Origin of the sequence: Streptomyces sp. MA5143a (assembly GCF_900290235.1) — a bacterium.
GTDB lineage: Bacteria > Actinomycetota > Actinomycetes > Streptomycetales > Streptomycetaceae > Streptomyces.
On the sequence record NZ_OLMK01000015.1, the window covers coordinates 25,803 to 50,705 of the forward strand.

At 72.1% G+C, this 24,903-nt stretch carries 27 protein-coding genes; 9 read left to right on the top strand and 18 right to left on the bottom strand.

Annotation, left to right across the window (positions count from 1 at the left end; all coding sequences use genetic code 11):
* Positions 1 to 5: 5 nt before the first annotated feature.
* From trpC to hisI, 6 genes are all read right to left on the bottom strand, one after another.
* Complete coding sequence (gene trpC / locus SMA5143A_RS07920) at positions 6 to 815, bottom strand: indole-3-glycerol phosphate synthase TrpC (RefSeq protein WP_055512152.1); 810 nt, start codon at positions 813 to 815, stop codon at positions 6 to 8.
* 174 nt (positions 816 to 989) lie between these two features.
* The gene (locus SMA5143A_RS07925; RefSeq protein WP_107462199.1) at positions 990 to 1,457 is read right to left on the bottom strand and encodes a DUF2752 domain-containing protein; all 468 of its coding nucleotides are present in this window, start codon (positions 1,455 to 1,457) and stop codon (positions 990 to 992) included.
* A 106-nt stretch (positions 1,458 to 1,563) separates the two neighbouring features.
* Entirely contained in the window at positions 1,564 to 1,839 is a 276-nt protein-coding gene (locus tag SMA5143A_RS07930; protein WP_258193446.1) for an HGxxPAAW family protein, read from the bottom strand.
* Positions 1,840 to 2,006: 167 nt separating this feature from the next.
* A complete protein-coding gene (locus SMA5143A_RS07935; RefSeq protein WP_107462200.1) occupies positions 2,007 to 2,651 on the bottom strand; it encodes a TIGR02234 family membrane protein in 645 nt (214 codons plus the stop codon).
* 52 nt (positions 2,652 to 2,703) lie between these two features.
* Complete coding sequence (locus SMA5143A_RS07940; RefSeq protein ID WP_107462201.1) at positions 2,704 to 4,182, bottom strand: anthranilate synthase component I; 1,479 nt, start codon at positions 4,180 to 4,182, stop codon at positions 2,704 to 2,706.
* 11 nt (positions 4,183 to 4,193) lie between these two features.
* On the bottom strand, positions 4,194 to 4,640 hold the full coding sequence (gene hisI, locus SMA5143A_RS07945) for a phosphoribosyl-AMP cyclohydrolase (RefSeq protein WP_107462280.1): 447 nt from the start codon (positions 4,638 to 4,640) through the stop codon (positions 4,194 to 4,196).
* A 144-nt stretch (positions 4,641 to 4,784) separates the two neighbouring features.
* Here hisI and SMA5143A_RS07950 point away from each other — a divergent pair, with 144 nt between their 5' ends.
* Positions 4,785 to 5,420 carry a TIGR03085 family metal-binding protein gene (locus tag SMA5143A_RS07950; RefSeq protein ID WP_107462202.1) on the top strand — a complete coding sequence of 212 codons (636 nt, stop codon included), beginning with the start codon at positions 4,785 to 4,787 and terminating at the stop codon, positions 5,418 to 5,420.
* Between the two features lie 86 nt (positions 5,421 to 5,506).
* Here SMA5143A_RS07950 and hisF read toward each other — a convergent pair whose 3' ends face one another.
* The 8 genes from hisF to hisD are packed head-to-tail and all read right to left on the bottom strand — an operon-like array spanning position 5,507 to position 11,291.
* A complete protein-coding gene (hisF, locus tag SMA5143A_RS07955; protein ID WP_107462203.1) occupies positions 5,507 to 6,262 on the bottom strand; it encodes an imidazole glycerol phosphate synthase subunit HisF in 756 nt (251 codons plus the stop codon).
* A gap of 15 nt (positions 6,263 to 6,277) precedes the next feature.
* Entirely contained in the window at positions 6,278 to 6,682 is a 405-nt protein-coding gene (locus SMA5143A_RS07960; protein ID WP_055512126.1) for a RidA family protein, read from the bottom strand.
* The gene (gene priA / locus SMA5143A_RS07965; protein WP_107462204.1) at positions 6,679 to 7,404 is read right to left on the bottom strand and encodes a bifunctional 1-(5-phosphoribosyl)-5-((5-phosphoribosylamino)methylideneamino)imidazole-4-carboxamide isomerase/phosphoribosylanthranilate isomerase PriA; all 726 of its coding nucleotides are present in this window, start codon (positions 7,402 to 7,404) and stop codon (positions 6,679 to 6,681) included. The genes SMA5143A_RS07960 and priA overlap by 4 nt, the downstream gene beginning before the upstream one ends.
* A 3-nt stretch (positions 7,405 to 7,407) precedes the next feature.
* A complete protein-coding gene (hisH, locus tag SMA5143A_RS07970; protein WP_375136469.1) occupies positions 7,408 to 8,085 on the bottom strand; it encodes an imidazole glycerol phosphate synthase subunit HisH in 678 nt (225 codons plus the stop codon).
* Positions 8,082 to 8,246, bottom strand: coding sequence for a hypothetical protein (locus SMA5143A_RS42930; protein ID WP_055536695.1), 165 nt, complete (start codon positions 8,244 to 8,246; stop codon positions 8,082 to 8,084). The genes hisH and SMA5143A_RS42930 overlap by 4 nt, the downstream gene beginning before the upstream one ends.
* On the bottom strand, positions 8,243 to 8,836 hold the full coding sequence (gene hisB, locus SMA5143A_RS07975) for an imidazoleglycerol-phosphate dehydratase HisB (protein ID WP_055512118.1): 594 nt from the start codon (positions 8,834 to 8,836) through the stop codon (positions 8,243 to 8,245). Before hisB ends, SMA5143A_RS42930 begins: the two co-directional genes overlap by 4 nt.
* Entirely contained in the window at positions 8,833 to 9,972 is a 1,140-nt protein-coding gene (locus tag SMA5143A_RS07980) for a histidinol-phosphate transaminase (RefSeq protein WP_107462205.1), read from the bottom strand. The genes hisB and SMA5143A_RS07980 overlap by 4 nt, the downstream gene beginning before the upstream one ends.
* A complete protein-coding gene (gene hisD, locus SMA5143A_RS07985; RefSeq protein ID WP_107462206.1) occupies positions 9,969 to 11,291 on the bottom strand; it encodes a histidinol dehydrogenase in 1,323 nt (440 codons plus the stop codon). Before hisD ends, SMA5143A_RS07980 begins: the two co-directional genes overlap by 4 nt.
* Positions 11,292 to 11,474: 183 nt before the next feature.
* Here hisD and SMA5143A_RS07990 point away from each other — a divergent pair, with 183 nt between their 5' ends.
* The 7 genes from SMA5143A_RS07990 to SMA5143A_RS08020 all read left to right on the top strand — a co-directional run bounded on the left by SMA5143A_RS07990 (position 11,475) and on the right by SMA5143A_RS08020 (position 20,419).
* Positions 11,475 to 13,058: an oxidoreductase gene (locus tag SMA5143A_RS07990; RefSeq protein WP_107462207.1), complete on the top strand. Its 1,584-nt coding sequence runs from the start codon at positions 11,475 to 11,477 to the stop codon at positions 13,056 to 13,058.
* Positions 13,059 to 13,206: 148 nt separating this feature from the next.
* On the top strand, positions 13,207 to 14,265 hold the full coding sequence (locus SMA5143A_RS07995) for a hypothetical protein (protein ID WP_107462208.1): 1,059 nt from the start codon (positions 13,207 to 13,209) through the stop codon (positions 14,263 to 14,265).
* Between the two features lie 11 nt (positions 14,266 to 14,276).
* Positions 14,277 to 15,017: an LON peptidase substrate-binding domain-containing protein gene (locus SMA5143A_RS08000; protein ID WP_055512108.1), complete on the top strand. Its 741-nt coding sequence runs from the start codon at positions 14,277 to 14,279 to the stop codon at positions 15,015 to 15,017.
* Between the two features lie 37 nt (positions 15,018 to 15,054).
* Complete coding sequence (gene ybaK / locus SMA5143A_RS08005; protein ID WP_107462209.1) at positions 15,055 to 15,564, top strand: Cys-tRNA(Pro) deacylase; 510 nt, start codon at positions 15,055 to 15,057, stop codon at positions 15,562 to 15,564.
* Between the two features lie 335 nt (positions 15,565 to 15,899).
* Entirely contained in the window at positions 15,900 to 16,727 is an 828-nt protein-coding gene (locus tag SMA5143A_RS08010) for an FAD binding domain-containing protein (RefSeq protein ID WP_107462210.1), read from the top strand.
* Positions 16,724 to 19,441 carry a molybdopterin-dependent oxidoreductase gene (locus SMA5143A_RS08015; protein WP_107462211.1) on the top strand — a complete coding sequence of 906 codons (2,718 nt, stop codon included), beginning with the start codon at positions 16,724 to 16,726 and terminating at the stop codon, positions 19,439 to 19,441. Before SMA5143A_RS08010 ends, SMA5143A_RS08015 begins: the two co-directional genes overlap by 4 nt.
* A gap of 6 nt (positions 19,442 to 19,447) precedes the next feature.
* Positions 19,448 to 20,419 (top strand): antibiotic biosynthesis monooxygenase, encoded by a 972-nt coding sequence (locus SMA5143A_RS08020; protein WP_107462212.1) that lies wholly within the window; start codon positions 19,448 to 19,450, stop codon positions 20,417 to 20,419.
* Between the two features lie 57 nt (positions 20,420 to 20,476).
* Here the strand turns inward: SMA5143A_RS08020 and SMA5143A_RS08025 are convergent, their stop codons facing one another.
* From SMA5143A_RS08025 to SMA5143A_RS08040, 4 genes are all read right to left on the bottom strand, one after another.
* Positions 20,477 to 21,130, bottom strand: a complete 654-nt coding sequence (locus SMA5143A_RS08025; protein ID WP_107462213.1) for a DUF2567 domain-containing protein — start codon at positions 21,128 to 21,130, stop codon at positions 20,477 to 20,479.
* Positions 21,131 to 21,164: 34 nt separating this feature from the next.
* Positions 21,165 to 22,025 (bottom strand): ABC transporter permease, encoded by an 861-nt coding sequence (locus tag SMA5143A_RS08030; RefSeq protein WP_107462214.1) that lies wholly within the window; start codon positions 22,023 to 22,025, stop codon positions 21,165 to 21,167.
* Between the two features lie 70 nt (positions 22,026 to 22,095).
* Positions 22,096 to 23,121: an ABC transporter ATP-binding protein gene (locus SMA5143A_RS08035; protein ID WP_181361780.1), complete on the bottom strand. Its 1,026-nt coding sequence runs from the start codon at positions 23,119 to 23,121 to the stop codon at positions 22,096 to 22,098.
* 135 nt (positions 23,122 to 23,256) lie between these two features.
* Positions 23,257 to 24,465, bottom strand: a complete 1,209-nt coding sequence (locus SMA5143A_RS08040; RefSeq protein ID WP_107462282.1) for an NYN domain-containing protein — start codon at positions 24,463 to 24,465, stop codon at positions 23,257 to 23,259.
* Positions 24,466 to 24,708: 243 nt separating this feature from the next.
* Here SMA5143A_RS08040 and SMA5143A_RS42935 point away from each other — a divergent pair, with 243 nt between their 5' ends.
* Positions 24,709 to 24,873, top strand: coding sequence for a hypothetical protein (locus SMA5143A_RS42935; protein ID WP_181361781.1), 165 nt, complete (start codon positions 24,709 to 24,711; stop codon positions 24,871 to 24,873).
* The last annotated feature ends 30 nt before the right edge of the window (positions 24,874 to 24,903 follow it).

Sequence of the window (24,903 nt, forward strand, 5' to 3'; positions counted from 1 at the left end):
CGCGGTCAGCTCCGGCCGTGGCGCAGCGCCGGGTGCTCACCGGCGGCGACGAGGTCGGCGACGGCGGTCTTCGGGTCCTTGCCGGTGACGAGCGACTCGCCCACGAGGACCGCGTCCGCGCCGGCGTTGGCGTAGGCGATGAGGTCGTGGGGACCGCGGACGCCGGACTCGGCGACCTTGACGATGCGGTCGGGGATCTCGGGGGCGACACGCTCGAAGGTGGAGCGGTCCACCTCGAGGGTCTTGAGGTTGCGCGCGTTGACGCCGATCACCCGGGCTCCCGCGTCGACCGCACGGTCGACCTCGTCCTCGTCGTGCACCTCGACGAGCGGGGTGAGCCCGATGGACTCGGCGCGCTCGATCAAGGACTCAAGGGCGGGCTGGTCGAGGGCGGCGACGATCAGCAGGGCCAGATCGGCGCCGTACGCGCGGGCCTCCCACAGCTGGTAGGAGGTGACGATGAAGTCCTTGCGCAGCACGGGGATGTCCACGCGGGCCCGCACGGCCTCCAGGTCGGCGAGCGAGCCGCCGAAGCGGCGCTGTTCGGTGAGGACGGAGATGACCGCGGCGCCGCCCGCTTCATAGTCGGCGGCGAGGCCGGCCGGGTCGGCGATCGCGGCGAGCGCGCCCTTGGAGGGGCTGGAGCGCTTGACCTCGCAGATGACCTTGACGCCGTCGCCGCGCAGGGCGGCCGCGCCGTCCTTGGCCGCGGGAGCCTTGGCCGCGCGCTCCTTGAGCTCTTCGAGGCTGACGCGGGCCTGCCGCTCCGAAAGGTCGGCACGGACTCCGTCGATGATCTCGTCGAGCACACTCACGCGAGCGGCCCCCTTTCAGACGGTTGCGTTCGGTGACAACGTCCGGCAGTCGATTTTCGGCTGACGGGCGCTTCACAGGGTCCTGGCGGTTCACTGCGATGGTAGCCGGACCGGGGCACAGCTCTCGCATCCGGTTGACGGCGGTCCCACGACCTGGGGGCCTTCCCCGTTCGATCAAGGGTGAAGCCAGGCACCGAACGGCAGGTTCCGGACCACCGTGAAGGCCAGCACCGACGCGCCGAGCGCCCACAGGGCCGCGGGCCGGAGTTCGAGTCGCATCGGCCGTCCGCGGGCCGCCCGGACCACCCATACGGTCCATAGCGCCGCCAGGGTCAGGAAAGCGGCCACCGCCAGCGCGTTGTCCTGGAGGGCGGTGGCGAGGTCGCCGTGGGCGAAGGCGTGCGCGCTGCGCAGCCCGCCGCAGCCCGGGCAGTACAGGCCGGTGAACCGCCAGAGCGGGCAGACGGGGTAGTGGCCGGGTTCGTTCGGGTCCACGGCCGCGACATACGCGAAGGCCCCGCCGACGGCCGCGAGCGCGGCGGCGGGGATCCAGAGCCGTCGCAGCGCGCCGCCCCGGGCCGGGGCGGCTTGAGCGGCGTGCGACGGCGCGACTGGCTGGGGCTCGGCGTTCACACACCGCATTGTGCCCGGCGGGCGCCACAGGCGCGCGTGAGGGCGGCCGGGCGCCCCCGGGGCGGACCGGACGGCCGGGTGCCCCGGGGCGGACCGGGCCGCCCCGTGCGGAGCGTCAGCCCTTGGCGGGGACGGGCTCGCCGCTGATGGCCTTGCCCTCCGCCTTCGCGGCGCCGGACCAGTCGTCGCCGTGCGTCGACTTGGCCTGGCCGAGGCCCATCGACTTCATGATCATGCCGACGACGCCGCCGAGCAGGACGATGACCATGCCCGCCCAGAATCCCAGCGGTTCGGCCATCACCATGTAGGCGCCCGAGACGCAGAAACCGATGAAGGCGATGGTGACGCCGGTCCAGGCGGCCGGGGTGTGGCCGTGGCTGCTGCCCGCCATGACGTTGCTCCTCGTTGCTCAGTTGCGCAGTTGCTCGGTGCGAGTGACTGCTCGTGCGTGTCGCTCGATGCGTGGCGCTCGATGCCCGTGGTGAGCCGGACGCTCGGCGTCCATTGTCCCGTACGCCCACGAGTGCCTTGAGTGGGGGTCCGCCCCCCTGGGTCCGGCTAGGTGGGGTCCGGTCCCGTGGGGTCCTCGCCCCGGTCCAGGGCCTTCCACATGTCCTCGGGGCGGTCGGGGTCCACCGGCTTGGGCTTGCGCTGACGGGGGGTGCCGTCGCGCTCGTAGCGGCCGGACATCCCGGGCCACAGCCGTCCGTACCGCAGGGCGAGCAGCCCGGCGAGCAGGATGAGGGCGCCGCCGACCGCCGCGACGTACGGCCAGCCGGTGTGGCTGAGCGCGTCGACGGTGGCGGAGGTGTCGCCGGAGGCCTCGGCGGCCTTGTCGTCGAGGGCCGAGCTGTCGTAGGCGCCGTACAGGGCGGCGGCGACGGTGCCCGCGCCGGAGAGGGCGAGCAGCACGGCGACCAGGACGCGTCCGGAGCGGCGGACGGCGAAGACGGCGACGAGCGCGGCGAGGCCCACGACGGCGAGGGCCGCGGGCACGCCCGTGACGTCGCTGCCCTTGGCGGTCAGCGGGAAGGCGCCGCCGGCCACCGACGCCGTGCCCTCCGACCAGCGCTGGCGGGTGGCGAGCAGCGCGACGGCGGCGCCGAGCGCGCCGCTCAGCAGCGCCAGGGCGAGGCTGCGCCGGCCGGAGCGGACGAACGCGGGCTCGGAACGGGGGTGAGGTACTGCGGTCACGTACTCCACTATCGCCTGAGCCCCGGGTGGGTTGTCACCCGGGGCTCACGTGAGAAGCGCCCTATTGTCCGAGCCGGTTCGCCGTGTGCACGGCGCGCAGCACGGCCGCCGCCTTGTTGCGGCACTCGGTGTCCTCGGCGACGGGGTCGGAGTCGGCGACGATGCCGGCGCCGGCCTGGACGTACGCCGTGCCGTCGCGCAGCAGGGCGGTGCGGATGGCGATGGCGGTGTCCGAGTCGCCCGCGAAGTCGAGATAGCCGACACAGCCGCCGTACAGGCCGCGGCGGGAGGGTTCCAGCTCGTCGATGATCTGCATCGCGCGCGGCTTGGGGGCGCCGGAGAGGGTGCCTGCGGGGAAGCAGGCGGTGAGCACGTCGAACGCGGTGCGGCCGGCGGCGACCCGGCCGGTGACGGTGGACACGATGTGCATCACGTGGGAGTACCGCTCGATCGACATGAAGTCGACGACCTCGACCGAGCCCGGTTCACAGACCCGGCCCAGGTCGTTGCGCCCCAGGTCCACCAGCATCAGGTGCTCGGCGCGCTCCTTGGGGTCGGCGAGCAGTTCGTCGGCGAGGGCCTGGTCCTCCTGCGGGGTGGCGCCCCGGTGCCGGGTGCCGGCGATGGGGTGGACCATGGCCTGCCCGTCCTCGACCTTGACCAGGGCCTCGGGCGAGGAGCCGACGACGTCGAAGCCGTCGAACCGGAACAGGTACATGTACGGGGACGGGTTGGTGGCCCTGAGGACGCGGTAGACGTCGAGGGCGCTCGCCGTGCACGGGGTCTCGAAGCGCTGGGAGGGGACGACCTGGAAGGCCTCGCCCGCCCGGATGCGCTCCTTGATGTCCTCGACGGCCTCCTGGAAGTCGGGGCCGCCCCAGCGAGCGGTGTACTCGGGCAGCTCGGAGGGCGGGAGGACCGCCGGGGGCTGGGCGACGGACCGGGTGAGGTCGGCCTGCATGGCGTCGAGGCGGGCGACGGCGTCGGCGTAGGCCTCGTCGACGCCCGTGTCCAGGTCGTTGTGGTTGATGGCGTTGGCGATCAGCAGGACCGAGCCCTCCCAGTGGTCCATGACCGCCAGGTCGCTCGTCAGCAGCATGGTCAGCTCGGGCAGCCGCAGGTCGTCCTGCTCGCCGGGCCCGATCTTCTCCAGGCGGCGCACGATGTCGTAGCCGAGGTAGCCGACCATGCCGCCGGTGAAGGGGGGCATGCCTTCCTGGTGCGGGGTGTGGAGCGCCTCGATGGTGGCGCGCAGGGCGGCGAGGGGGTCACCGTCGACCGGGACGCCGACCGGCGGGGTGCCGAGCCAGTGCGCCTGGCCGTCCCGCGCGGTGAGGGTGGCGTGGCTGCGGACGCCCACGAAGGAGTAGCGGGACCACGAGCGGCCGTTCTCCGCCGACTCGAGGAGGAAGGTGCCGGTGCGCTCGGCGGCGAGCTTGCGGTAGAGCGCGACCGGGGTGTCGCCGTCGGCGAGGAGCTTGCGGCTGACGGGGATGACACGGCGGTCGGAGGCCAGCTTGCGGAACGTCTCGAGGTCCATGGCGGCTGACCTTACTGATCCAGTGGCGGTACGCCGGAATCGGCGCCGCCCTCGACGGCCTTGAGGACGTCCTCGTCGAAGCAGGTGCGGGCGCCGGTGTGGCAGGCGGCGCCGACCTGGTCGACCTTGACGAGGACGGTGTCGGCGTCGCAGTCCAGGGCGACCGACTTCACCCACTGGTAGTGGCCGGAGGTGTCGCCCTTCACCCAGTACTCGCGGCGGCTGCGCGACCAGTAGGTGCAGCGTCCGGTGGTGAGGGTGCGGTGGAGCGCCTCGTCGTCCATCCAGCCGAGCATGAGCACCTCGCCGGTGTCGTACTGCTGGGCGATGGCGGGCAGGAGCCCGTCGGCGCTGCGCTTGAGGCGCGCGGCGATCTCGGGGTCCAGCGCGCTGGGAGCGCCGGGGCCGCTCGGGGCTCCGGGACCGCTGGGGCTGCTGGGGGACGGCGTGCTGGTCATGCGTGCCATTGTGCCGCGCCCCGGCGATCGGCCCCGCCCGTTGTCCACAGGCCGGACCGTATCGTCGTACGAACAGCGGGGCAGGCCGCGCGTCGGCGGGGGCCTGCCCTGGGCTGCCGGGGGTGGCGGTCGTAGGCTGGCGGCATGTCGACCCATGCCAAGCGTGAACGGCTCCTTTTCGCCGACCTGTTGGAGACTTCGGGCCCCGATGCCCCCACCCTGTGCGAGGGCTGGACGACCCGGGATCTGGCCGCGCATGTGGTGGTGCGCGAGCGTCGCCCCGACGCCGCCGGGGGCATCCTCATCAAGCAGCTCGCCTCCCGCCTGGACCGGGTGATGGCGGAGTTCGCCGAGAAGCCGTACGAGGAGCTGGTCCAGCTCGTCCGTACCGGCCCGCCGCGTTTCTCGCCCTTCTCCCTGAAGCAGATCGACGAGGCGTCCAACACGATCGAGTTCTACGTCCACACCGAGGACATCCGCCGCGCGCGGCCCGACTGGTCGCCGCGCGAACTCGACCATGTCTTCCAGGACGCCCTGTGGTCCCGGCTGGAGCGCACCTCCCGCCTCATGGGCCGGGGTTCCCCCACCGGTCTGGTCCTGCGCCGCCCGGACGGCCGTACGGCGGTGGCCCACCGGGGGACCCCGGTCGTCACGGTCACCGGCGAGCCGTCGGAGCTGCTGCTGTTCCTCTACGGCCGCCAGCAGGTCGCCGACGTGGAACTGGACGGGGAGAAGGAAGCGATCACCAAGCTCCACGAGACCAAGCAGCTGGGCATCTGACCGGGCTCCGTCCCGGCTGCCGTGCCCAGGGCTGAGCCCCGGCCACCCGGTGACCGGGGCTCAGCTCTCCATGGACAGCGGCGGGTTCACCGCACCGGGTGACCCGCTTCCCTGAGCGCGTTCTTGACCTCGCCGATGCGGAGGTCGCCGAAGTGGAAGACCGAGGCGGCGAGGACGGCGTCGGCGCCCGCCTCGATGGCCGGGGGGAAGTCCGTGAGCCGGCCGGCGCCGCCGGAGGCGATGACGGGGACCGTGACGTGCTTGCGGACGGCGGTGATCATCTCCAGGTCGTAGCCGTCCTTCGTGCCGTCCGCGTCCATCGAGTTGAGCAGGATCTCCCCGGCGCCCAGCTCGGCGGCCCGGTGGGCCCACTCGACGGCGTCGATGCCCGTGCCCCTGCGGCCACCGTGGGTGGTGACCTCGAAGGAGCCGGACTCCGTGCGCCGTGCGTCCACCGACAGGACCAGCACCTGGCGGCCGAAGCGCTCGGCGATCTCGCGGATCAGGTCGGGTCGGGCGATCGCCGCGGTGTTCACGCCGACCTTGTCCGCGCCCGCCCGCAGCAGCTTGTCGACGTCCTCGGCGGTGCGGACACCGCCGCCGACGGTCAGCGGGATGAAGACCTGCTCGGCGGTGCGGCGCACCACGTCGTAGGTGGTCTCGCGGTTGCCGGAGGACGCGGTGATGTCGAGGAACGTCAGCTCGTCGGCGCCCTCGGTGTCGTACACCTTGGCCATCTCGACCGGGTCGCCCGCGTCACGCAGGTTCTGGAAGTTGACTCCCTTGACGACCCGGCCGTTGTCCACGTCCAGGCAGGGGATGACTCGGACCGCCAGGGTCATGAATCCACGGCTCCTTCAGGAAGGCCTCTGGCCCTTGAATGCTTCGACTTCTACTTCGACGAGGATGCGCGGGTCGAAGAAACCGTCCACGACCAGCAGGGTCGCGGCGGGGCGCACCGGCTCGAACAGTTCCCGGTGGGCCCGCCCGACCGCGTCGACGTCCCGCAGGTGCGCCAGGTACATCCTCGTCCGGATCACGGACTCGGCGCCGAGCCCGAACTCGCCGAGCGCCTCGACCGCGCTGGTGAAGGCCACCTTGGCCTGCTCGTACGGGTCGCCCTCCCCGTAGAGCACATCGCCCTTGAAGGACGTGGTGCCCGCCACCAGCACGCGGTCGCCCGCCGCGACGGCACGCGCGGAGCCGAAGGACTCCTCCCAGGGACTCCCGCTCTGCACCCGCCGCACGGCATCGGACGTCATGACGACACAGCCTCCAGGGCCTCTTCCAGGGTGAACGCCTTCGCGTACAGGGCCTTCCCGACGATGGAGCCCTCGACACCGAGGGGTACCAGCTCGGCGATGGCACGGAGGTCGTCGAGGGACGACACGCCGCCGGACGCCACGACCGGGCGGTCGGTGACCGCGCAGACGTTGCGCAGCAACTCCAGGTTGGGTCCCTGGAGGGTGCCGTCCTTGGCGATGTCGGTGACGACGTACCGGGCGCAGCCCTCCTTGTCGAGGCGCTCAAGCGTCTCGTAGAGGTCGCCGCCGTCGCGGGTCCAGCCGCGGCCCTTGAGGGTCGTGCCGCGGACGTCCAGGCCGACCGCGATCCTGTCGCCGTGCTCGGCGATGACCTTGGCGACCCACTCGGGGCTCTCCAGTGCGGCGGTGCCGAGGTTGACGCGGGTGCAGCCGGTGGCGAGGGCCTTCTCCAGGGAGGCGTCGTCCCGGATGCCCCCGGACAGCTCGACCTTGATGTCCATGGCCCGGGTGACCTCGGCGACCAGCTCACGGTTGTCGCCGGTGCCGAACGCGGCGTCCAGGTCGACCAGGTGCAGCCACTCGGCGCCCGCCCGCTGCCAGGAGAGGGCGGCCTCCAGCGGGGAGCCGTAGGAGGTCTCCGTGCCGGACTCGCCGTGCACGAGGCGGACGGCCTGGCCGTCGCGGACGTCGACGGCGGGGAGGAGTTCGAGCTTTGCCATGGTCTACAGGGTTCCGATCCAGTTGGTCAGCAGCTGGGCTCCGGCGTCGCCGGACTTCTCGGGGTGGAACTGCGTGGCCCACAGGGCGCCGTTCTCGACGGCCGCCACGAAGGGCTTGCCGTGCGTCGACCAGGTGACCTTGGGCGCGGTGAGGTTCGGGTTGTGCGTCTCCAGGGACCAGTCGTGGACGGCGTAGGAGTGCACGAAGTAGAAGCGGGCGTCCGCGTCGAGGCCGGCGAACAGCTCCGAGCCGGCCGGGGCGTCGACGGTGTTCCAGCCCATGTGCGGCACGATCTCGGCCTGGAGCGGCTCGACCGCGCCGGGCCACTCGTCGAGGCCCTCGGTCTCCACGCCGTGCTCGATGCCCCGCGCGAAGAGGATCTGCATGCCGACGCAGATGCCCATGACCGGGCGTCCGCCGGCGAGCCTGCGGTCGATGATCCAGTCGCCGCGCGCCTCCTTCAACCCCTTCATGCAGGCGGCGAAGGCGCCGACGCCGGGCACCAGCAGTCCGTCGGCGTTCATCGCCGTGTCGAAGTCACGGGTGATCTCGACGTCGGCTCCCGCGCGCGCGAGGGCGCGCTCGGCGGAGCGGACGTTGCCGAAGCCGTAGTCGAAGACGACGACGCGTTTGGCGGGAGTGGTCACGGTGGTCCCCGGTCCCGTGTTCTCGGTGCTCAATTCCACACCTCCAGCCTCATGACGCCCGCGACGAGGCACATCGCGGCGGCGAGGGAGAGCAGCACGATGAGGCCCTTCGGCATCTGCTGCTTGACGAAGGAGATGATCCCGCCGACCAGGAACAGACCGACGACGATCAGGATGGTCGAGAGGCTGTTCACAGCGCGCCCTTCGTGGAGGGCAGGATCCCGGCCGCGCGCGGGTCGCGCTCGGAGGCGTAGCGCAGGGCGCGGGCCAGCGCCTTGAACTGGCACTCGACGATGTGGTGGGCGTTGCGCCCGTACGGCACGTGCACGTGCAGCGCGATCTGCGCCTGGGCGACGAAGGACTCCAGGATGTGCCGGGTCATCGTGGTGTCGTACTCGCCGATCATCGGCGCCATCTTCTCGGGCTCGGTGTGCACGAGGTAGGGGCGGCCGGAGAGGTCGACGGTGACCTGGGCGAGGGACTCGTCCAGCGGGACGGTGCAGTTGCCGAAGCGGTAGATGCCCACCTTGTCGCCGAGGGCCTGCTTGAAGGCGGCGCCCAGCGCGAGGGCGGTGTCCTCGATGGTGTGGTGGGAGTCGATGTGCAGGTCGCCGTCGGTCTTCACGGTGAGGTCGAACAGTCCGTGGCGGCCGAGCTGGTCGAGCATGTGGTCGTAGAAGCCGACCCCGGTGGAGATCTCGGTGCGGCCGGTCCCGTCGAGGTTGATCTCGACGACGACCGACGTCTCCTTGGTGACCCGCTCCACGCGTCCAACGCGGTTCATGCGCTCTGCTCCTCCGGGGGTGTGGGGGTGTCCCCCACATAGCTCAGTAGTTCACGTACCGCGTCGAGGAACGCGTCGTTCTCGGCCGGGGTTCCGGCGGTCACCCGCAGCCACCCCGGTACGCCGTTGTCCCGGACCAGGACGCCCCGGTCGAGGATCTTCCGCCACATCTTGTGCGCGTCGTCGAACGTCCCGAACTGCACGAAGTTGGCGTCGGACTCGGTGACGTCGTAGCCGAGGGCACGCAGCTCGGCGACCAGCCGGTCCCGCTCCGCCTTCAGCTGCTCGACATAGCCGAGGAGGGTGTCGGTGTGCTCCAGGGCGGCCAGGGCGGTCGCCTGGGTGACGGCGGACAGGTGGTAGGGCAGCCGTACGAGCTGGACCGCGTCGACGACCGCCGGGTGCGCGGCGAGGTAGCCGAGGCGCAGTCCGGCGGCGCCGAAGGCCTTGGACATGGTGCGCGAGACGACGAGATTCGGCCGTCCTTCGATCAGCGGCAGCAGGGAGTCGCCGTGGCTGAACTCGACGTAGGCCTCGTCGACGACGACCATGGACGGCTTGGCCGCCTGGGCGGCCTCGTACAGGGCGAGGACCGTGTCCCGGGGGACCGCGTTGCCCGTGGGGTTGTTGGGGGTGGTGACGAAGACGACGTCGGGCCGGTGCTCGGCGACGGCCCGCTGGGCCGCCGCGAGGTCGATCGTGAAGTCGTCGTTACGGGGGCCGGAGATCCAGCCGGTGCCGGTGCCGCGCGCGATGAGTCCGTGCATCGAGTACGACGGCTCGAAACCGATGGCGGTGCGGCCGGGTCCGCCGAAGGTCTGCAGCAGTTGCTGGATGACCTCGTTGGAGCCGTTGGCCGCCCAGACGTGTCTCACGTCCACGGCGTACCCGGAGGTCCGCGTCAGGTACTCGGCGAGCCGGGTCCGCAGCTCCACCGCGTCCCGGTCGGGGTAGCGGTTGAGGTTCCGTGCCGCCTCGCGCACCCGCTCCGCGATCCGCTCCACCAGCGGCTCGGGCAGGGGGTAGGGGTTCTCGTTGGTGTTCAGCCGTACCGGGACGTCGAGCTGGGGCGCGCCGTAGGGGCTCTTGCCGCGCAGTTCGTCCCGGACGGGGAGATCGTCGATTCCGAAGCTCACTGACCAGGTACCTTCCAGCCGAACCTTGCCTTGATCGCCGCGCCGTGCGCGGGCAGGTCCTCCGCCTCCGCCAGCGTGACCACGTGGTGCGCGACGTCGGCCAGCGCGTCCCGCGTGTAGTCGACGATGTGGATGCCGCGCAGGAAGGACTGGACGGACAGACCGGAGGAGTGGCAGGCGCAGCCGCCGGTCGGGAGCACGTGGTTGGAGCCCGCCGCGTAGTCGCCGAGCGAGACCGGCGCCCAGGGGCCGATGAAGATGGCCCCCGCGTTGACGACGCGCTCGGCGACGGCGGCGGCGTCCGTGGTCTGGATCTCCAGGTGTTCGGCGCCGTAGGCGTTGGCGACCCTGAGGCCCTCGTCGATACCGTCGACCAGGACGATCGCGGACTGCCGGCCCGCGAGGGCGGGGCGGATCCGGTCCTCGATGTGCTTGGTGGCCTCGACCTGCGGGCCCAGTTCCTTCTCGACGGCGTCGGCGAGCTCGACGGAGTCGGTGACGAGCACGGCGGCGGCGAGCGGGTCGTGCTCGGCCTGGCTGATCAGGTCGGCGGCGACGTGCGCCGGGTCGGCGGTGTCGTCCGCGAGGACCGCGATCTCGGTGGGGCCGGCCTCGGAGTCGATGCCGATGACGCCGGTGAAGTAGCGCTTGGCGGCGGCCACCCAGATGTTGCCCGGCCCGGTGACCATGTTGGCCGGCGGGCAGGACTCGGTGCCGTACGCGAACATCGCGACGGCGGTGGCGCCGCCGGCCGCGTACACCTCGTCGACGCCGAGCAGGGCGCACGCGGCGAGGATCGTGGGGTGCGGCAGTCCGTCGAACTCGGCCTGCGCGGGCGAGGCCAGCGCGATCGAGGGGACGCCCGCCTCCTGCGCCGGGACCACGTTCATGATCACGGAGGAGGGGTAGACCGAGCGGCCGCCGGGGGCGTAGAGGCCGACGCGCTCGACCGGCACCCACTTCTCGGTGACGGTGCCGCCGGGCACGACCTGGGTGGTGTGGGTGGTGCGGCGCTGCTCGCGGTGGACGAGGCGGGCGCGGCGGATGGACTCCTCCAGGGCCGCGCGGACGGCCGGGTCGAGCTGGTCCAGCGCGTCCGTGAGGGCCTCGGCCGGGACCCGCACGGAGGTGAGGCGTACCCCGTCGAACTTCTCGGCGAAGTCGATCAGCGCCGCGTCCCCGCGATGATGCACGGCCTCGCAGATCGGACGCACCTTCTCCAGGGCGGCCGAGACGTCGAAGTCGGCTCGGGGCAGCAGGTCGCGCAGGGCGGGTCCCTTCGGGAGGGCGTCGCCGCGCAGATCGATTCGGGAGATCACAGGCCCAATTCTCTCAGACCTCGGTCGACGGCTGTCCGCACGTTCCAATGGCTGATACGCGTCGTCGGCGAAACCCGGAAGATCCTCTTCACGTCTAGCGTTCGGGGCGTCACTCAGCGGGCATCACCTGCATGAACTGTTGTGCGATACACGCGAGTGACGGAGACGCAGGAAGGAACAGCCGTGAGCGAGGGTGCCGCCATCCGGGACGACGGGGAGATCCCGGACGACCTCACCGCCGCCGAGGCCGGTATGTGGCAGGCGTTCCGCAACGGCAGCGTGTACGACCTCCGCAGCGGCGACACCGCCGAGGACGATCCGCACGGCGGCCATCCTTGGGGCCCGGAGCGGACGGTACGGGCCCGGATCGTGGCCTGGCTGCTGCTGGACGGACCGCCCGCGCTGGCCGGCCGGGTGTCCGCCCTCAAGCTGGTCGGCGTGCAGGTCAAGGGCGTCCTGGAGCTGGCGGGCGGCCAGGTGGTGCCGTACGTGGAGATGAAGGGCTGCCGTTTCGAGAAGGAGATCCTGGTGCCGGAGGCCCGGTTCACCACCGTCCGGCTGGTGGACTGCTCGGTGCCGCGGCTGGAGGCGGCCCGGCTGCACACCGAGGGCGATCTGCATCTGCCGCGCTGCCGCTTCCACAACGGGGTGCGGCTCGCCGACGCGCACATCGGCACCGATCTGCTGCTCAACCAGGCGGTCGTCTACCGCGACCGGCACGGCCGCTCCCTGTCCGCCGACGGTCTCAGCGTCGCCCAGGACGTGCAGGCCGAGATGCTGGAGTCGCACGGCGAGCTGAGCCTGCGCGGGGCGACCGTCGGCGCCTCGCTCAGCCTGCGCGGCAGCCGGCTCGCCAACCCCTACGGCCGCCTCGCCCTGAACGCGCCGCAGCTGACCGTCGAGCGCACCCTCTATCTGACCCCCGCCGGCGTCGGGAATCCGCTGTACACCAGCGGCAGCACACCCGCGCGCGGCACCCGCGTCCAGCGGTTCGAGTGCCAGGGCGGGATACGGCTGGACGACGGGCGTTTCGGGGACGCCGTCGACCTGGAGCGGGCCAGGTTCACCTTCACGGATGAACAGGAGCTGTCCCTGCGCCGGGTCCAGGTGCCCGAGCTGCGGTTCCTCGGCGAGCGGCCCGAGCGCGGCAAGGTCGTGCTGTCAGGCGCCCGGGTCGGCGTCCTCATCGACCGGGCGGACAGCTGGCCGGGGCCCGGCAACCTCCAGATGGGCGGCTTCCAGTACGAGAACCTCGTGCCCCGCGACCGGTTCCCGCTGGCCGGACGGCTGGAGTGGGTGGCGGCGGCGACCCCCGAGTACCAGCCGGAGCCGTACGAGCGGCTCGCGACCGTCCTGCGGGCCAGCGGCGACGACGAGGGCGCCCGCGACGTGCTCCTCGCCAAGCAGCGCCACCGCCGGGAGAACCTGCCGCTCGCGGCCAAGCTGTGGGGCTACGCGCAGGACTGGACGGTGGCGTACGGGTACCGGCCGGGACGGGCCGCCGTCTGGATGGCGCTGCTGTGGGCGCTCGCCTCGTACGCCTTCTCCCACGCGGACCATCCGCCGATGAAGAGCGGTGAACACCCGCACTGGAGTCCGTCCCTGTTCGCCCTGGACCTGCTGCTCCCGGTGATCGACCTCGGCCAGGTCGGCTACTGGCAGCTGCGGGGCGCCTGGCAGTGGCTCGCGGTGGTGGTGATCCTGCTGGGCTGGATCCTCGCGACGACGGTCGCCGCGGGCGCCACACGGCTGCTGAGCAGGAACTGAAAAGGTTGTGAAGAGGCACAACCCGAGCCGCCCGCGCTCCGTCTTCCCCTCGAACCACCGACCACGACACCACCGTCGAGGCGTTGTACCAGACGGTGAGCACCGGTCCCGCCGAGCGGACCGGCCGGGCGCAAAGGGGGCGCGCCACATGGATCTGCTGCGTGCGCTCGTGCGCACGGCCCGGATGGCGCGGCACACCTCGGGTCTCGCCGACGGTCTGCCGGCCGACGACGACGTGCTGCTCGACGCCCCCGACGAGCGGCTCGGGCCCGCGCTGGTCGCGGCCGGCCGGGGTGAGTACGCGCCCGCGGCCCGGCTGCTCGCGACGACGCGGGAGGCGGTGGAGTGGGAGAACCGCGACCGGTACGCGCTGCGGCTCGCCGCCTTCGCCCGCGCGCGCGACCCCTGGCTGCGCGAGTGGCGGCGCGCCGCCCCGCACGACCCGGACGTCCTGCTGGTCAGGGCCGAGCTGGCGGTGTCCCGCGGCTGGCGCTCCCCCGCCAGGGTGGAACTGCTGCGCGAGGCGGGTCCGTTGATCATGTCGGCCGCCGAGCGCGCGCCGCGCGACCCCGTGCCGTGGCGGATCGCCCTGGACCACGCGCGGGGCACGGGCGTCGGCCGCGCCGGCTTCGAGCGGCTGTGGGCGGAGGCGGTGCGCCGCTCTCCGCACCACTACGGCTGTCATGTCTCGGCCCTGAAGTACCTCTCCGCCGCCTGGTACGGCTCGCACCCCGAGTGCTTCGACTTCGCCGAACGGGCCGCCGAGGACGCCCTGCCCGGCTCCCTCGTCCAGGCCCTCCCGGTCCGGGCGGCCTTCGCCCATCTCGTCGACGGCGGCGGCCCCGAAGTGGGACGCGCCCGGCTGGACGAGGCGGCGGACCGCGCCATCGCGCTCTCCGCCGCGTACGAGCCCGGCGACCCGTGGCCCGCCGAGGTCCGCAACCTCCTCACCTACGTCCTGGTCCGTCTCGAACGCTGGCCGGACGCCCTGGAGCAACTGCGCAGGATCGGCCCGTACGCCACCTCGTTCCCCTGGGACCGGGTCTCCGGCGATCCGCTGGGCCAGTTCCTCCAACTGCGCGACGGGGTACGGCTGGAGGTGGCGTCCTCGATGCCGCTGCTGACGCGGTCCGGCAAGCGCGCCGGAAGGCCCGCGGCAAGGTCACAAACCAGTACGAGCGAACGCGCGCGCCCCGACGGCGACTAGGCTCTGGCCTCGTGACCACCGTCCGGCTGCCGCTCTTCCCCCTGAACTCGGTGTTGTACCCGGGGCTCGTGCTTCCTCTGAACATCTTCGAGGAGCGCTACCGCGCCATGATGCGCGAGTTGCTGAAGACCCCCGAGGACGAACCCCGCCGCTTCGCCGTCGTCGCCATCCGCGACGGCCACGAGGTCGCGCCGAGCGCGCCCGGTATGCCGGATCCGACGGCGCTCCCGGAGCGCGGCCCGACCGCCGGGTTCGGCGACGACCCGGCCAAGGCGTTCCACACGGTGGGCTGCATCGCCGACGCGGCCACCATCCGGGAGCGCGACAACGGCACGTTCGAGGTCCTCGCCACCGGCACGAACCGGGTCCGGCTGCTCTCGCTCGACACGACGGGCCCGTTCCTCGTGGCGGACCTGGAGGAGCTGCCGGAGGCACCCGGCGACGAGGCGGGCGCGCTCGCCGAGGGCGTGCTGCGGGCCTTCCGGCAGTACCAGAAGCGTCTGGCGGGGGCGCGGGAGCGCTCGCTGTCGACGGGCGCGGACCTGCCCGACGAGCCGGCCGTGGTGTCGTACCTGGTCGCCGCGGCGATGATGCTCGACACCCCGGCCAAGCAGCGGCTCCTCCAGGCCCCCGACACCGCGTCCCGGCTGCGTGACGAGCTGAAACTGCTGCGCGCGGAGAGCGCGATCATCCGTAGTCTGCCGTCGTTGCCCGCGTCGGAGCTGACGCGGGGTCCGACGAGCCTCAACTGAGGACGGCTCGCGGACACGGCTACCGGGACAGGCTGGGATGGCGAAGAAGGCGAAGAAGCAGCAGGCGGGGGGCACGCCGGCGACGGTGGCGCTGACGGCGGCGGGCGTGGAGTTCACCGTCCACGCCTATGAGCACGACCCGTCCCACCCCTCCTACGGCGAGGAGGCGGCGGAGGCGATGGGCGTCTCGCCCGAGCGTGTCTTCAAGACCCTCGTCGCGGACGTCGACGGCGCGCTGGTCGTGGCCGTGGTGCCGGTCGCGGGCCAGCTGGACCTGAAGTCGCTGGCGACGGCGGTCGGCGGGAAGCGGGCGGCGATGGCGGATCCCACGCTGGCGGAGCGCACGACGGGGTACGTCCGCGGGGGCATCTCCCCCCTGGGCCAGCGCAAGAAGCTCCGCACGGTCCTGGACGAGTCGGCCTCCGGCCACGCCACGATCTGCGTCTCGGCCGGGCGAAGGGGGCTGGAGGTCGAGCTGACGCCGGGGGATCTGGCGGCGTTGACGGGGGCGACGACGGCGGCGATCGCGAGGGTGTCGGGCACCTAGGACTCCATCAGCGGCTCCCGGTATGTCAGGGGCGGTGTTGCCGGACCGCCCCTGACATGAGTGGCATCGCCGGATGCGAAGTGGCGGGCGGGGGTGGTGTGCGGGGCCGGTGTGCGGGGCCGGTGTGCGGGGCCAGTTGTCCTCGGCCGGGCCGTCATCCGCCCGCTGCGATAAGCTGAGGCAGAACTGCGTGTGCCCGCCGTCCCCTCGTGGCTCGGCCGCCCGACAGTACGGCACGGTGGTATCCGCTCGGTCAGATCAGCGGGAAATCCACGCCACCAGCCCCAGGGGACGGTTGCCTTCCCGTAGGCCCGTTCTCCCGTAGGTCGGTTTCCATGGACCTCAACACCATCACCGAAGTAATCCGGCAGCCGTCCGAGCAGCCAGGCATGGACTGGCACGAGGGCGACGCCTGGCTCGCAGGCGGAACCTGGCTCTATTCCACGGAGCAGCCGGACCTGCGACGGCTGATCGACCTGACGGCGTTGCGTTGGGAGCCCCTTGTCCCGACGGACGAGGGTCTGGAGGTCAGCGCCACCTGCACCATTCGCGACCTGTACGCCTTTCCATGGCCGGAGACCTGGACCGCCGGGAGTCTCTTCCGGACGAGCTGCGAGGCGTTCCTGTCCTCGTTCAAGGTCTGGAACGCGGCGACCGTCGGCGGAAACATCTGCATGTCCTTGCCGGCCGGTCCGATGATCACGTTGACGGTCGCGCTGGAGGCGCGGTACGAGCTGTGGGCGCCCGACGGCTCCGTACGCTTCGTCGACGCCCTCGATTTCGTCACGGGCGACCACCGCAACATTCTCGCCCCCGGGGAGATCCTCCGGCGGATCACCATTCCGGAGCACGCGCTGCGCGAACGCACCGCGCACCGTCGCTTCACGCTGACCCGGCTCGGCCGCTCGACGGTGTTCCTCGTCGGCACGCGACGTCCGGGAGCGCATGACCTGCTGCTCACGGTCACCGCCGGCACCACACGGCCGGTCCGCCTCGCCTTCGCGTCCCTGCCCGATGCCCGAACCCTGCGGCAGAGCATCGACGCCGTGCCCGCCGACGTCTGGTTCGCCGATCCCAACGGGACCCCCGACCACCGTCTGCACCTGTCACGGCACTTCGCCGAAGAGATCCGCCGCGAACTCACGGCTGGGGACCTGTCATGACCTACCTCGTGAACGGCCGGGGATTCGACCGGGAACCGGCCCCGGGGCAGTGTCTGCGCACGTTCCTGCGCGCCCTCGGCCACTTCGGCGTCAAGAAGGGCTGTGACGCGGGCGACTGCGGCGCCTGCACGGTGTGGCTGGACGGCGTACCGGTGCACAGCTGCATCACCCCCGCCTTCCGCGCGAACGGGCGTGAGGTGACCACGATCGAGGGCCTCGGGCGACCGGGCGCCCCGCATCCCATGCAGCGGCAGTTCGAGGACGCCCCGGGATTCCAGTGCGGTTTCTGCACCGCCGGGATGATCATGACGTCGGCGACCTTCACCGAGGAACAGAAGGCGGATCTGCCACGGGCGTTGAAGGGGAACCTCTGCCGCTGCACCGGATACCGGGCGATCGAGGACGCCGTGAAGGGCGTCAGCGCGGTGGAGACGGCAGCACCGGGCAAGGCCGTCGGGACGAGCGTCGGCGCGCCCGCGGGCCATGACGTGGTGACCGGTCACGCCGAGTTCACCATGGACACGCGGATCGACGGCATGCTGCATCTCAAGGTGCTGCGCTCGCCCCACGCCCACGCCCGGATCCTCTCGATCGACAGGAGCGCCGCCCTCGCGGTGCCCGGCGTGCATCGGGTCTACACCTGGGAAGACGTACCCCGCAGACGCTTCACCACGGCGATCCACACCGACCACCTGGTCGACCCGGACGACACCTACGTCCTCGACGACACGGTCCGCTTCGCCGGTCAGCGCGTCGCCGCGGTCCTGGCCGACACGATCGGGGCGGCGGAGGAGGGCTGCCGGCGCCTCGCGGTCGAGTACGAGGTGCTGCCGGCGGTGTTCGACCCGGAGGCGGCGATGGCCGACGGCGCACCCCAACTGCACGGCTCCCACGATCCGTTCGTCCGCGACCCCGGCCACAACCTCCTGGTCGAACTCCACACGCACATCGGTGACGTCGACGCGGGGTTCGCCGCGGCCGACGTGATCCACGAAGGCACGTACTTCTCACCGCGGGTGCAGCACGCACATCTGGAGACCCACGGTTCGATCGCCTGGATGGAGGACGGTCGGCTGAACGTCCGCACCAGTTCCCAGTCTCCGTCGATCGCGAAGGTCAAGCTGGAGTACCTGTTCGCGCTGCGCCCGGACCAGGTGAGGGTGTTCTGCAAGCGCGTCGGCGGCGGATTCGGGGGCAAGCAGGAGGTGATCGCGGAGGACCTGGTCGCGCTCGCCACCCTGGACACCGGACGGCCCACCTGTTTCGAGTACACCCGCGAGGAGGAGTTCACCACGGCCTCGCCGCGGCATCCGATGAGCCTGACGGTCAAGCTCGGCGCGAAGGCCGACGGAACGCTCACCGCCCTCCAGGTACGCAACGTGTCGAACACCGGCGCCTACGGGAACCACGGCGGCGAAACGCTGTACGCGGGCGGAGCCGCCGTCATGATCTACCGCTGCCCCAACAAGAAGTACGACGCGTACTCCGTCTACACGAACACCGTGCCCAGCGGGGCGCTGCGCGGTTACGGCATGACGCAGCCGGCGTTCGCCGTAGAGTCGGCGATGGACGAACTGGCCCGCGCCCTGCACATCGACCCGCTCGAACTGCGCCGGCGCAACATCGTGCGACCGGGTGAGCCCCTGCTCGCGACGCACGAGGGCCCCGACGACGTGATCTTCACCGAGGACGGCCTCGCCCGGTGCATCGACCTGGTGGGCGACGCCCTGGCTCGTACGGCCGACCAGCCGCCTCCCGGCCCCGAGTGGCTCGTCGGAGCCGGCGTGGCGAGTTCCCTGCACGAGACCGCGCCCCCGACGGACCACCTCTCCGAGGCATGGGTCACGCTGGGCGACGATCTCATCTACGAACTGGCGGTCGGCACCACCGAGTTCGGGGAGGGAACCTCCACGGCCCATGTCCAGATCGCGGCCAACCAGTTGGGCACGACACCGTCACGGATCCGTCTGGTGCAGTCCGACACCGACCGCACGGGATTCGACACCGGTGCCTTCGCCAGCGCGGGCCTCTTCGTGGCGGGCAACGCGGTCCTGCGGGCGGCCAATGCCGTGCGCGACCGCATTCTGCACTTCGCCGCCGCGCACACGGGCATCCATGTCGTGATGTGCACGATGGACGACGACGGTGTCGTCTGCGGGGACCGGCGGGTGTCGCTGGCCGAACTCGTCGCGCTGGCCCGGAGACGTGGCATCCGCTTCACCGCCGCCCGCAAGGCATACGGCTCACCCCGGAGCGTCACCTCCAACACGCAGGGGTTCCGGGTCGCCGTGCACCGCGTGACGGGTGAGATACGGATCCTGTTCAGCGTGCAGGCGGCCGATGCCGGGGTGGTCATCAACCCGGCGCAGGTCCGGGGACAGGTGGAGGGCGGTGTCGCCCAGGGAATCGGCTTCGCGCTGACCGAGAACCATCAGGTCGACGGCAACGGCGTCATGGTCAACCCGAACCTCCGTAACTACCGCATCCCCACCTACGCCGACATCCCCCGTACCGAGGTCCTCCTGGTGGGCTCGGCGGATTCGGTCGGGCCCCTGCGGGCGAAGGGGATGGCGGAGTGCTGCATCAACCCGGTGGCCCCCGCGCTCGCGAACGCGGTGCATGACGCCACGGGTGTCCGCTACCGCGCGCTGCCGCTGACTCCGGAACGCATATACGGCCGACTCCCTGCGGAGCAGTCGGTGTCGACAGGTTGAGCCACCATGAACACGGAAAAGAACGTAGCCGCCGCGGCGACGGCGATCATCGGCCAGAGGGTCCAGCCCGGAACGGAGCGGGAGTTCGAGTCATGGCAGGAGGATCTCAACGCCGCGGCCGCCTACTACCCCGGTTTCCTCGGCGCCGAGATCTCCCCGCCGACGGCGCTGCAGTCCGACTGGGTCGTCGTGTACCGGTTCGACTCGGTGGCGCATCTGCAGGCGTGGATCAACAGCGCGACCAGGCAGACGTATCTCGACGTCGGCGCCAAGTACTTCGACGGCCCAGCGACCCAGCAGGTGGTCAGCAGCGGCACCCAGTCACTCGATCCGCTGGTCACCGTGGTGGTCACTCACCGCGTCGCCCCGAACCAGGTCGACGACTTCCTCGCCTGGCAGCACCGCATGGTCCAGGAGGAGAGCAAGTTCGAGGGGTTTCGCGGGACCGAGCTCTTCCGCCCCATCGAGGGGCTTCAGGAGGAATGGACCACGCTGTACCGCTACGACAGCGCGGAACACCTCGACGCGTGGCTGACGTCGCCCCAGCGGAGGAGGATCCTGGCCGAGGGCGAGAAGTTCAGCGACTTCCAACTGCACACGATCGACAATTCGTTCGGCAGTTGGTTCGCCTTCGAGGGCAACGGCAAGGAGGCACCGTCGCCCGCCTCCGAGACCAGGACCTCCCTCGCGGTCTGGGTCGGCCTGTACCCGACCGTCGTGCTGCTGACGCTCGCCCTGTCCCCGCTGCACATGCCGCTCTGGATCGGCCTGCTCGTGGGCAACCTGCTGTCGAGTTTCCTCATGAGCTTCCTGACCATGCCCTACTACGTGAACCCGATGCTCGGGCGATGGCTGCGGCCGGCACCGGACGAACCGGCCAGGGCCAACCTCCGCGGTCTCGCTGTCGTCGCGGTGGCGATGGTCTTCTGGGTCGTCGTCTTCTACCTCGTCACGGTCCGGTTCTGGACGCTGCCCTGACCGGCGACGCCGGTGGCCCGCCGTCCTGCGGCCGAGCGGCAGGGTGCGGTCGCCGAGTCATTCGGCGCCCTTGTACTCCTCGAACCGCTCCGGGTCCCGCGGCCCGAACAGCCCCGTCAACACGAGGTGCACCAGCAACCCCGCCAGCGGCCACGCCAGCAGCGCCCCCTTCGCCGCCAGCTTCAGCGGCGCCGAGAACGTCACCCCCCGCCCCGCTTCCTTCGCCCGGGCCACCACATCCGTGCCGGGCCCGAGCCACACCCCGAGCCGCCACGCCACGACCGCACCCAGCAGCCCGCCCACGGCGAGCGCCGCGACCAGCGGCACGCCGCCGCGCCGGCGCAGAAGGAACACGACGAGCGCGCTGACCGCGCCCATGCCCAGCGCGAGCAGCGTGAACGTTCCGTCGACGCCGACGGCCTGCTCCCCCTCGGTGTCCTTGAAGTAGACCGCCGACCCGTCGGAGACGAGCGGTACGTGCGGGGCGAGCCACCACCACAGCACGCCGAGCAGCACCCCGCCGACCAGCGTCATGACCACCGTGACGACGGCGGCCTCCAGCAGCTCTCTCCCCATGCCGGGCCCGGACGGCTCCTCCGGCTCGTGCCACACGTGTCCCTCGCCGTGTCCGCCGGTGGGCGGCTGGGCCCAGGGGTCGGTCGGCGGCTGGTGGTGCGGCTGCGGCGGAGGCGAAGAAAACGGTGCGGTCACTCTGACATCGTGCCAGGCGTGGCCGTGCGGCGCGTCACCGGACGGCGGCCCTGCGGTACGCCCAGGTGGCGACGGCGAGGGAGACGACACCGACGCCCGCGCAGACGGCGAGGTCGCCGAGGACGAACGCCCAGTCGGGGTGGGGCCCGAAGGTCCGCGCGAAGGCCTCGACGCCGTAGGTGGAGGGCAGCAGGTCGCGGGCGAACTGGATCAGGGCGGGCATCCGGTCGGCCGGGAGCACGCCCAGCAGCAGCGCCGCCGACATGCCGAGCTGGCCGAGGACGGTGGCGAGCTCGGGGCGCGGGGCGAGCAGTCCCAGCGCGGCGCCGAGCCCGGCGAGGGCGGCCCCGGCGAGCGGGATCACCGCGGCGAGCACCCACAGGTGGGCCAGCGGCAGCCCGAACAGCACGCACCCGAACACCGCCGTGACCACGGTCCCCGGCACGGTGAACGACGCGTACGCGCCGGCGGCGCCGAGGACGACGGCGGCCGGCGGCACCGGCAGGGTCGCGTAGTGGTCGAGGCCGCCGCTGGAGCGCAGTTGCCCGAAGTACTGCGCCAGCAGGTTCAGCGCCACGAACGCGACGACGAGCACGGACGACCCGGCGACGACGGCTTGTGCCTCGGCTCCGCCGTCCACCACCCCGCGCATCAGGATCATGATCCCGATCGACTGGAAGGTGGCGACGAACAGCAGCGGGATCCGCGCGACCCGTGCCCGGGAGAGCTGCGCCCGGTACACGGCGGCGAGGGAGGGCCACAGCCGGGCGCGGGGCCCCAGCTCGGCGGCCTCCCGCTCCGCGCGCTCCTCGACTGCCAGGGCACTGCCCGGCAGGGCCTCGGCGGGTACGACACTCACGTCGAGCTGCTCCTTCGCGCTTCGGCTGTCGCCCATTCTCGTACGGCTGCGGCAGCCCCGGCGTTCACGCCGGTACCGGCCGCCGTCCGGCCCCTGCCCGCGCCCCTCACGCCTTGACCAGGCCCTGTGCGTGGCCCGCGCTGCCGCCGAGCGCCAGGTAGACGTCCTCCAGGCTCGGGGTGGCGAGCGTGAAGTCGTCGAGCGCGACGAAGGCGGCGCCGCCGGTGACGGTGGCCACCACCGCGCGCGCCTCCTCGGGGGCGAGCCGCAGAGTCCAGCGGCGGCCCGACTCCACGGCCCGGGGCAGCAGGGCGGCCACCTCGGGCACGTCCAGCGGGGCCCGCTCGCGCCACACCAGGTCGACGCGGACCTCGCCGGCGACCTTCTCCTTCAGCCCGGCCGGGGTGTCGCAGGCGATGACGCGGCCCTGGTCGAGGACGGCGACCCGGTCGAGGACGGTCTCGGCCTCGATGACGTTGTGGGTGACCAGCAGGACGGTGGTGCCGGACTCGGCGCGCCGCCGGTCGACGGCCGCCCACACCGACCGCCGGGCGACGGGGTCCATGCCGCTGGTCGGTTCGTCCAGCACGAGCAGCGGCCGCTCGCCGACCAGCGCGGTGGCGAAGCACGCGAGCCGGCGCTGTCCTCCGGACAGTTTCTTCAGGGGCCGTGCGGCGAGGCCGCTCAGCCCGAGTTCGTCGAGGACGGCGTCCCGTTCGGCGCGCGCCCGCCGTACGTCGAGGCCGCGCAGCCGCCCGGTGGTCTCGGCGGCCAGCGCCACGGTCAGCTCGTCGAGCGCGGTCGACTCCTGGCCCAGGTAGGCGAGGATGCGCGCGGCCCGCTCCGGGTGGCGCACGATGTCGTGCCCGAGGATCTCGACGGTGCCGTCGTCGGGCCGCATGAGCCCGGTCAGCTGCCGTACGAGGGTGGTCTTCCCGGCGCCGTTGGGCCCGAGCAGTCCGAAGATCTCGCCACGCCGGACCTCCAGTCCGACCGCGTCGTTGGCCCGTACCTCGGGGGTTCCCGGCGTCCCGCGCCGTCCCCGGGTAGCCGGATACGTCTTGGTGAGGCCCCGCACGGCACACACGACATCCCCGTCATGCCGAACCGCCTGTGCCGAACGCGTACTCACGAGGGACGAGCCTACGGGGTCCCGGGGACCGAATCGCCTCCGGGGCACCCCTCGCCGGGCGGGGGAAACCGCGCGACACGCCGCGGTGAGCCCGTCGCCGCCGGCGAACGCGCAGGCCCGGGCGGTGCCGCGGGCTCACTCCCCGGCCGGTGGGTGCTCCGTGGCGGTCCGCACATCGATCTCGCGCCAGAACCCGGCCCGGATGGCGTACCGGTCGTGCTCGTCGATCTGGTCGTCCTTGTGCGCGAGCAGCCCGAACCGCGCCGCGTACCGCAGCAGCTCCCCGTCCACGCGGTGCGGCACCCGCGGGTACATCGCCGACAGCTTCTGCACATGGGACGGGTCGGTCAGCCGGGAGATCCACCGCCGGGCGAACACCTGTCCCACCTCGAAGGGGTCGCCGCCGACCGTGGTGATGTCCTCCTCCCGGTCGGCCCACCGCTGCTCCGCCGTGGTCAGCTGCGCCAGCGTCGGCATCGCCGCCGCCTCCGGCGGCTCCGCCGAGGCAGCGGGCCGGTCCACCCACCCCTTGTCGGAGGACCAGCGCAGCGTGGCGGTCGCCGGGTGGTGCGCGGGGTGCGCGCCGGGTCCCCGCAGGGCGGCGAGGTCCTTCGGCGTCGGTACGCCCTTGGCCGCGGGCACCCGCTCGGCGGCGCCGTTGCGTCCCGCGGGGGCCTGTTCGGGCTCGGGGGCCGGTCGTTCCGCCGCGGCGAGGGCGGAGTCGGGCAGCGGCGCCGACAGGATCGCGGCGATCTCCGGTCGGGGCACGGGAGGCGGCGCGCAGACCCCTCCGAGGTCCTTCGCCCGTACGGCCTTGGTGATCCACGCACGGTCGAGGACGCGCCGCTCGTCGGCCTCGGCGACCAGGTCCTCGGACTGGTTGTAGTCCCCGTCGGCGGCCTGCACCGCCCACAGGTGCACGGCGACGCCGTGCTCCTTGGCCGCCATCATGCCGGGCAGGAGATCCCCGTCGCCGGTGACGAGGACCACGTCGGAGCAGGCCCGGTTGCGGGCCAGCTCGGTCAGCTCGGCGTGCATGGCGGCGTCCACCCCCTTCTGCGCCCAGCGCCCGTCGCTGCGGGTCAGCGCGCCGAGCCGGACGGTCACCCGGGGCATCACGCGCAGCCTGCGGTGCTCGGGCTGCGGTACGCGGTCGGGGGCGCCGTCGAACCAGTAGATGCGCAGCAGGGGGCGTTCGGTGTCGCCCTCGGCGCGTTCGCGCAGCCCCTGGATGAGGGACGTGTGGTCGACGGTGATGCGGGAGCGGGAGGGTTCCCCGGCGAGGAGGCTGGCGGCCGCGCCGAGCAGATACCCGGCGTCCACCAGGACGATGCAGCGGTCCACGCGATCCACCCTCTTTCCGGGAGGTGTGCTTAGGGCTTCCTTCGAGTCTGCCCGACCTCGCGGAGGTTAACGGCCGGAACTGGATCATCGGCGTGGCGTATTCGCCGGTCGCGCCGCGCATCGCACCGCAGGTGGCGACAACGGTTGTCACGGACGGTGATTCCCCGACATGCGCGGCGTGTCGGGCTATGTGAATCTGGTCGCGGCCCTGGCCCCTAGATCACCCACAGGAGGCAGATCACCATGGCCAAGAACAAGAAGCAGGACCGTAAGCAGCCCCAGTCCGAGCGTGGTCAGCGGGAGGTACAGCCGTCCTCCATGGAGTCGGGCGCCGACCAGCGTGTCGCCTCGGTGACCCCCGGCGACATGGCCCGCAAGGGCCGGCAGAAGCGCTTCGGCCACAACTGACATCCGCGTGACGGGCTGATCGCAGCCCCA

Bases quoted from the DNA above. Each gene is read 5' to 3' on its own strand.
- SMA5143A_RS07940 (WP_107462201.1), bottom strand. From the start codon at position 4,182: ATGGACCTCGAGACGTTCCGCAAGCTGGCCTCCGACCGCCGTGTCATC.
- SMA5143A_RS08010 (WP_107462210.1), top strand. From the start codon at position 15,900: ATGGACCTCAACACCATCACCGAAGTAATCCGGCAGCCGTCCGAGCAG.
- hisI (WP_107462280.1), bottom strand. From the start codon at position 4,640: ATGACCAGCACGCCGTCCCCCAGCAGCCCCAGCGGTCCCGGAGCCCCG.
- SMA5143A_RS08015 (WP_107462211.1), top strand. From the start codon at position 16,724: ATGACCTACCTCGTGAACGGCCGGGGATTCGACCGGGAACCGGCCCCG.
- SMA5143A_RS42935 (WP_181361781.1), top strand. From the start codon at position 24,709: ATGGCCAAGAACAAGAAGCAGGACCGTAAGCAGCCCCAGTCCGAGCGT.
- SMA5143A_RS07930 (WP_258193446.1), bottom strand. From the start codon at position 1,839: ATGGCGGGCAGCAGCCACGGCCACACCCCGGCCGCCTGGACCGGCGTC.
- SMA5143A_RS08020 (WP_107462212.1), top strand. From the start codon at position 19,448: ATGAACACGGAAAAGAACGTAGCCGCCGCGGCGACGGCGATCATCGGC.
- SMA5143A_RS07950 (WP_107462202.1), top strand. From the start codon at position 4,785: ATGTCGACCCATGCCAAGCGTGAACGGCTCCTTTTCGCCGACCTGTTG.
- hisB (WP_055512118.1), bottom strand. From the start codon at position 8,836: ATGAACCGCGTTGGACGCGTGGAGCGGGTCACCAAGGAGACGTCGGTC.
- SMA5143A_RS07960 (WP_055512126.1), bottom strand. From the start codon at position 6,682: ATGACGTCCGATGCCGTGCGGCGGGTGCAGAGCGGGAGTCCCTGGGAG.
- SMA5143A_RS07925 (WP_107462199.1), bottom strand. From the start codon at position 1,457: ATGCGGTGTGTGAACGCCGAGCCCCAGCCAGTCGCGCCGTCGCACGCC.
- ybaK (WP_107462209.1), top strand. From the start codon at position 15,055: ATGGCGAAGAAGGCGAAGAAGCAGCAGGCGGGGGGCACGCCGGCGACG.
- SMA5143A_RS08030 (WP_107462214.1), bottom strand. From the start codon at position 22,025: ATGGGCGACAGCCGAAGCGCGAAGGAGCAGCTCGACGTGAGTGTCGTA.
- SMA5143A_RS07995 (WP_107462208.1), top strand. From the start codon at position 13,207: ATGGATCTGCTGCGTGCGCTCGTGCGCACGGCCCGGATGGCGCGGCAC.
- hisF (WP_107462203.1), bottom strand. From the start codon at position 6,262: ATGACCCTGGCGGTCCGAGTCATCCCCTGCCTGGACGTGGACAACGGC.
- priA (WP_107462204.1), bottom strand. From the start codon at position 7,404: ATGGCAAAGCTCGAACTCCTCCCCGCCGTCGACGTCCGCGACGGCCAG.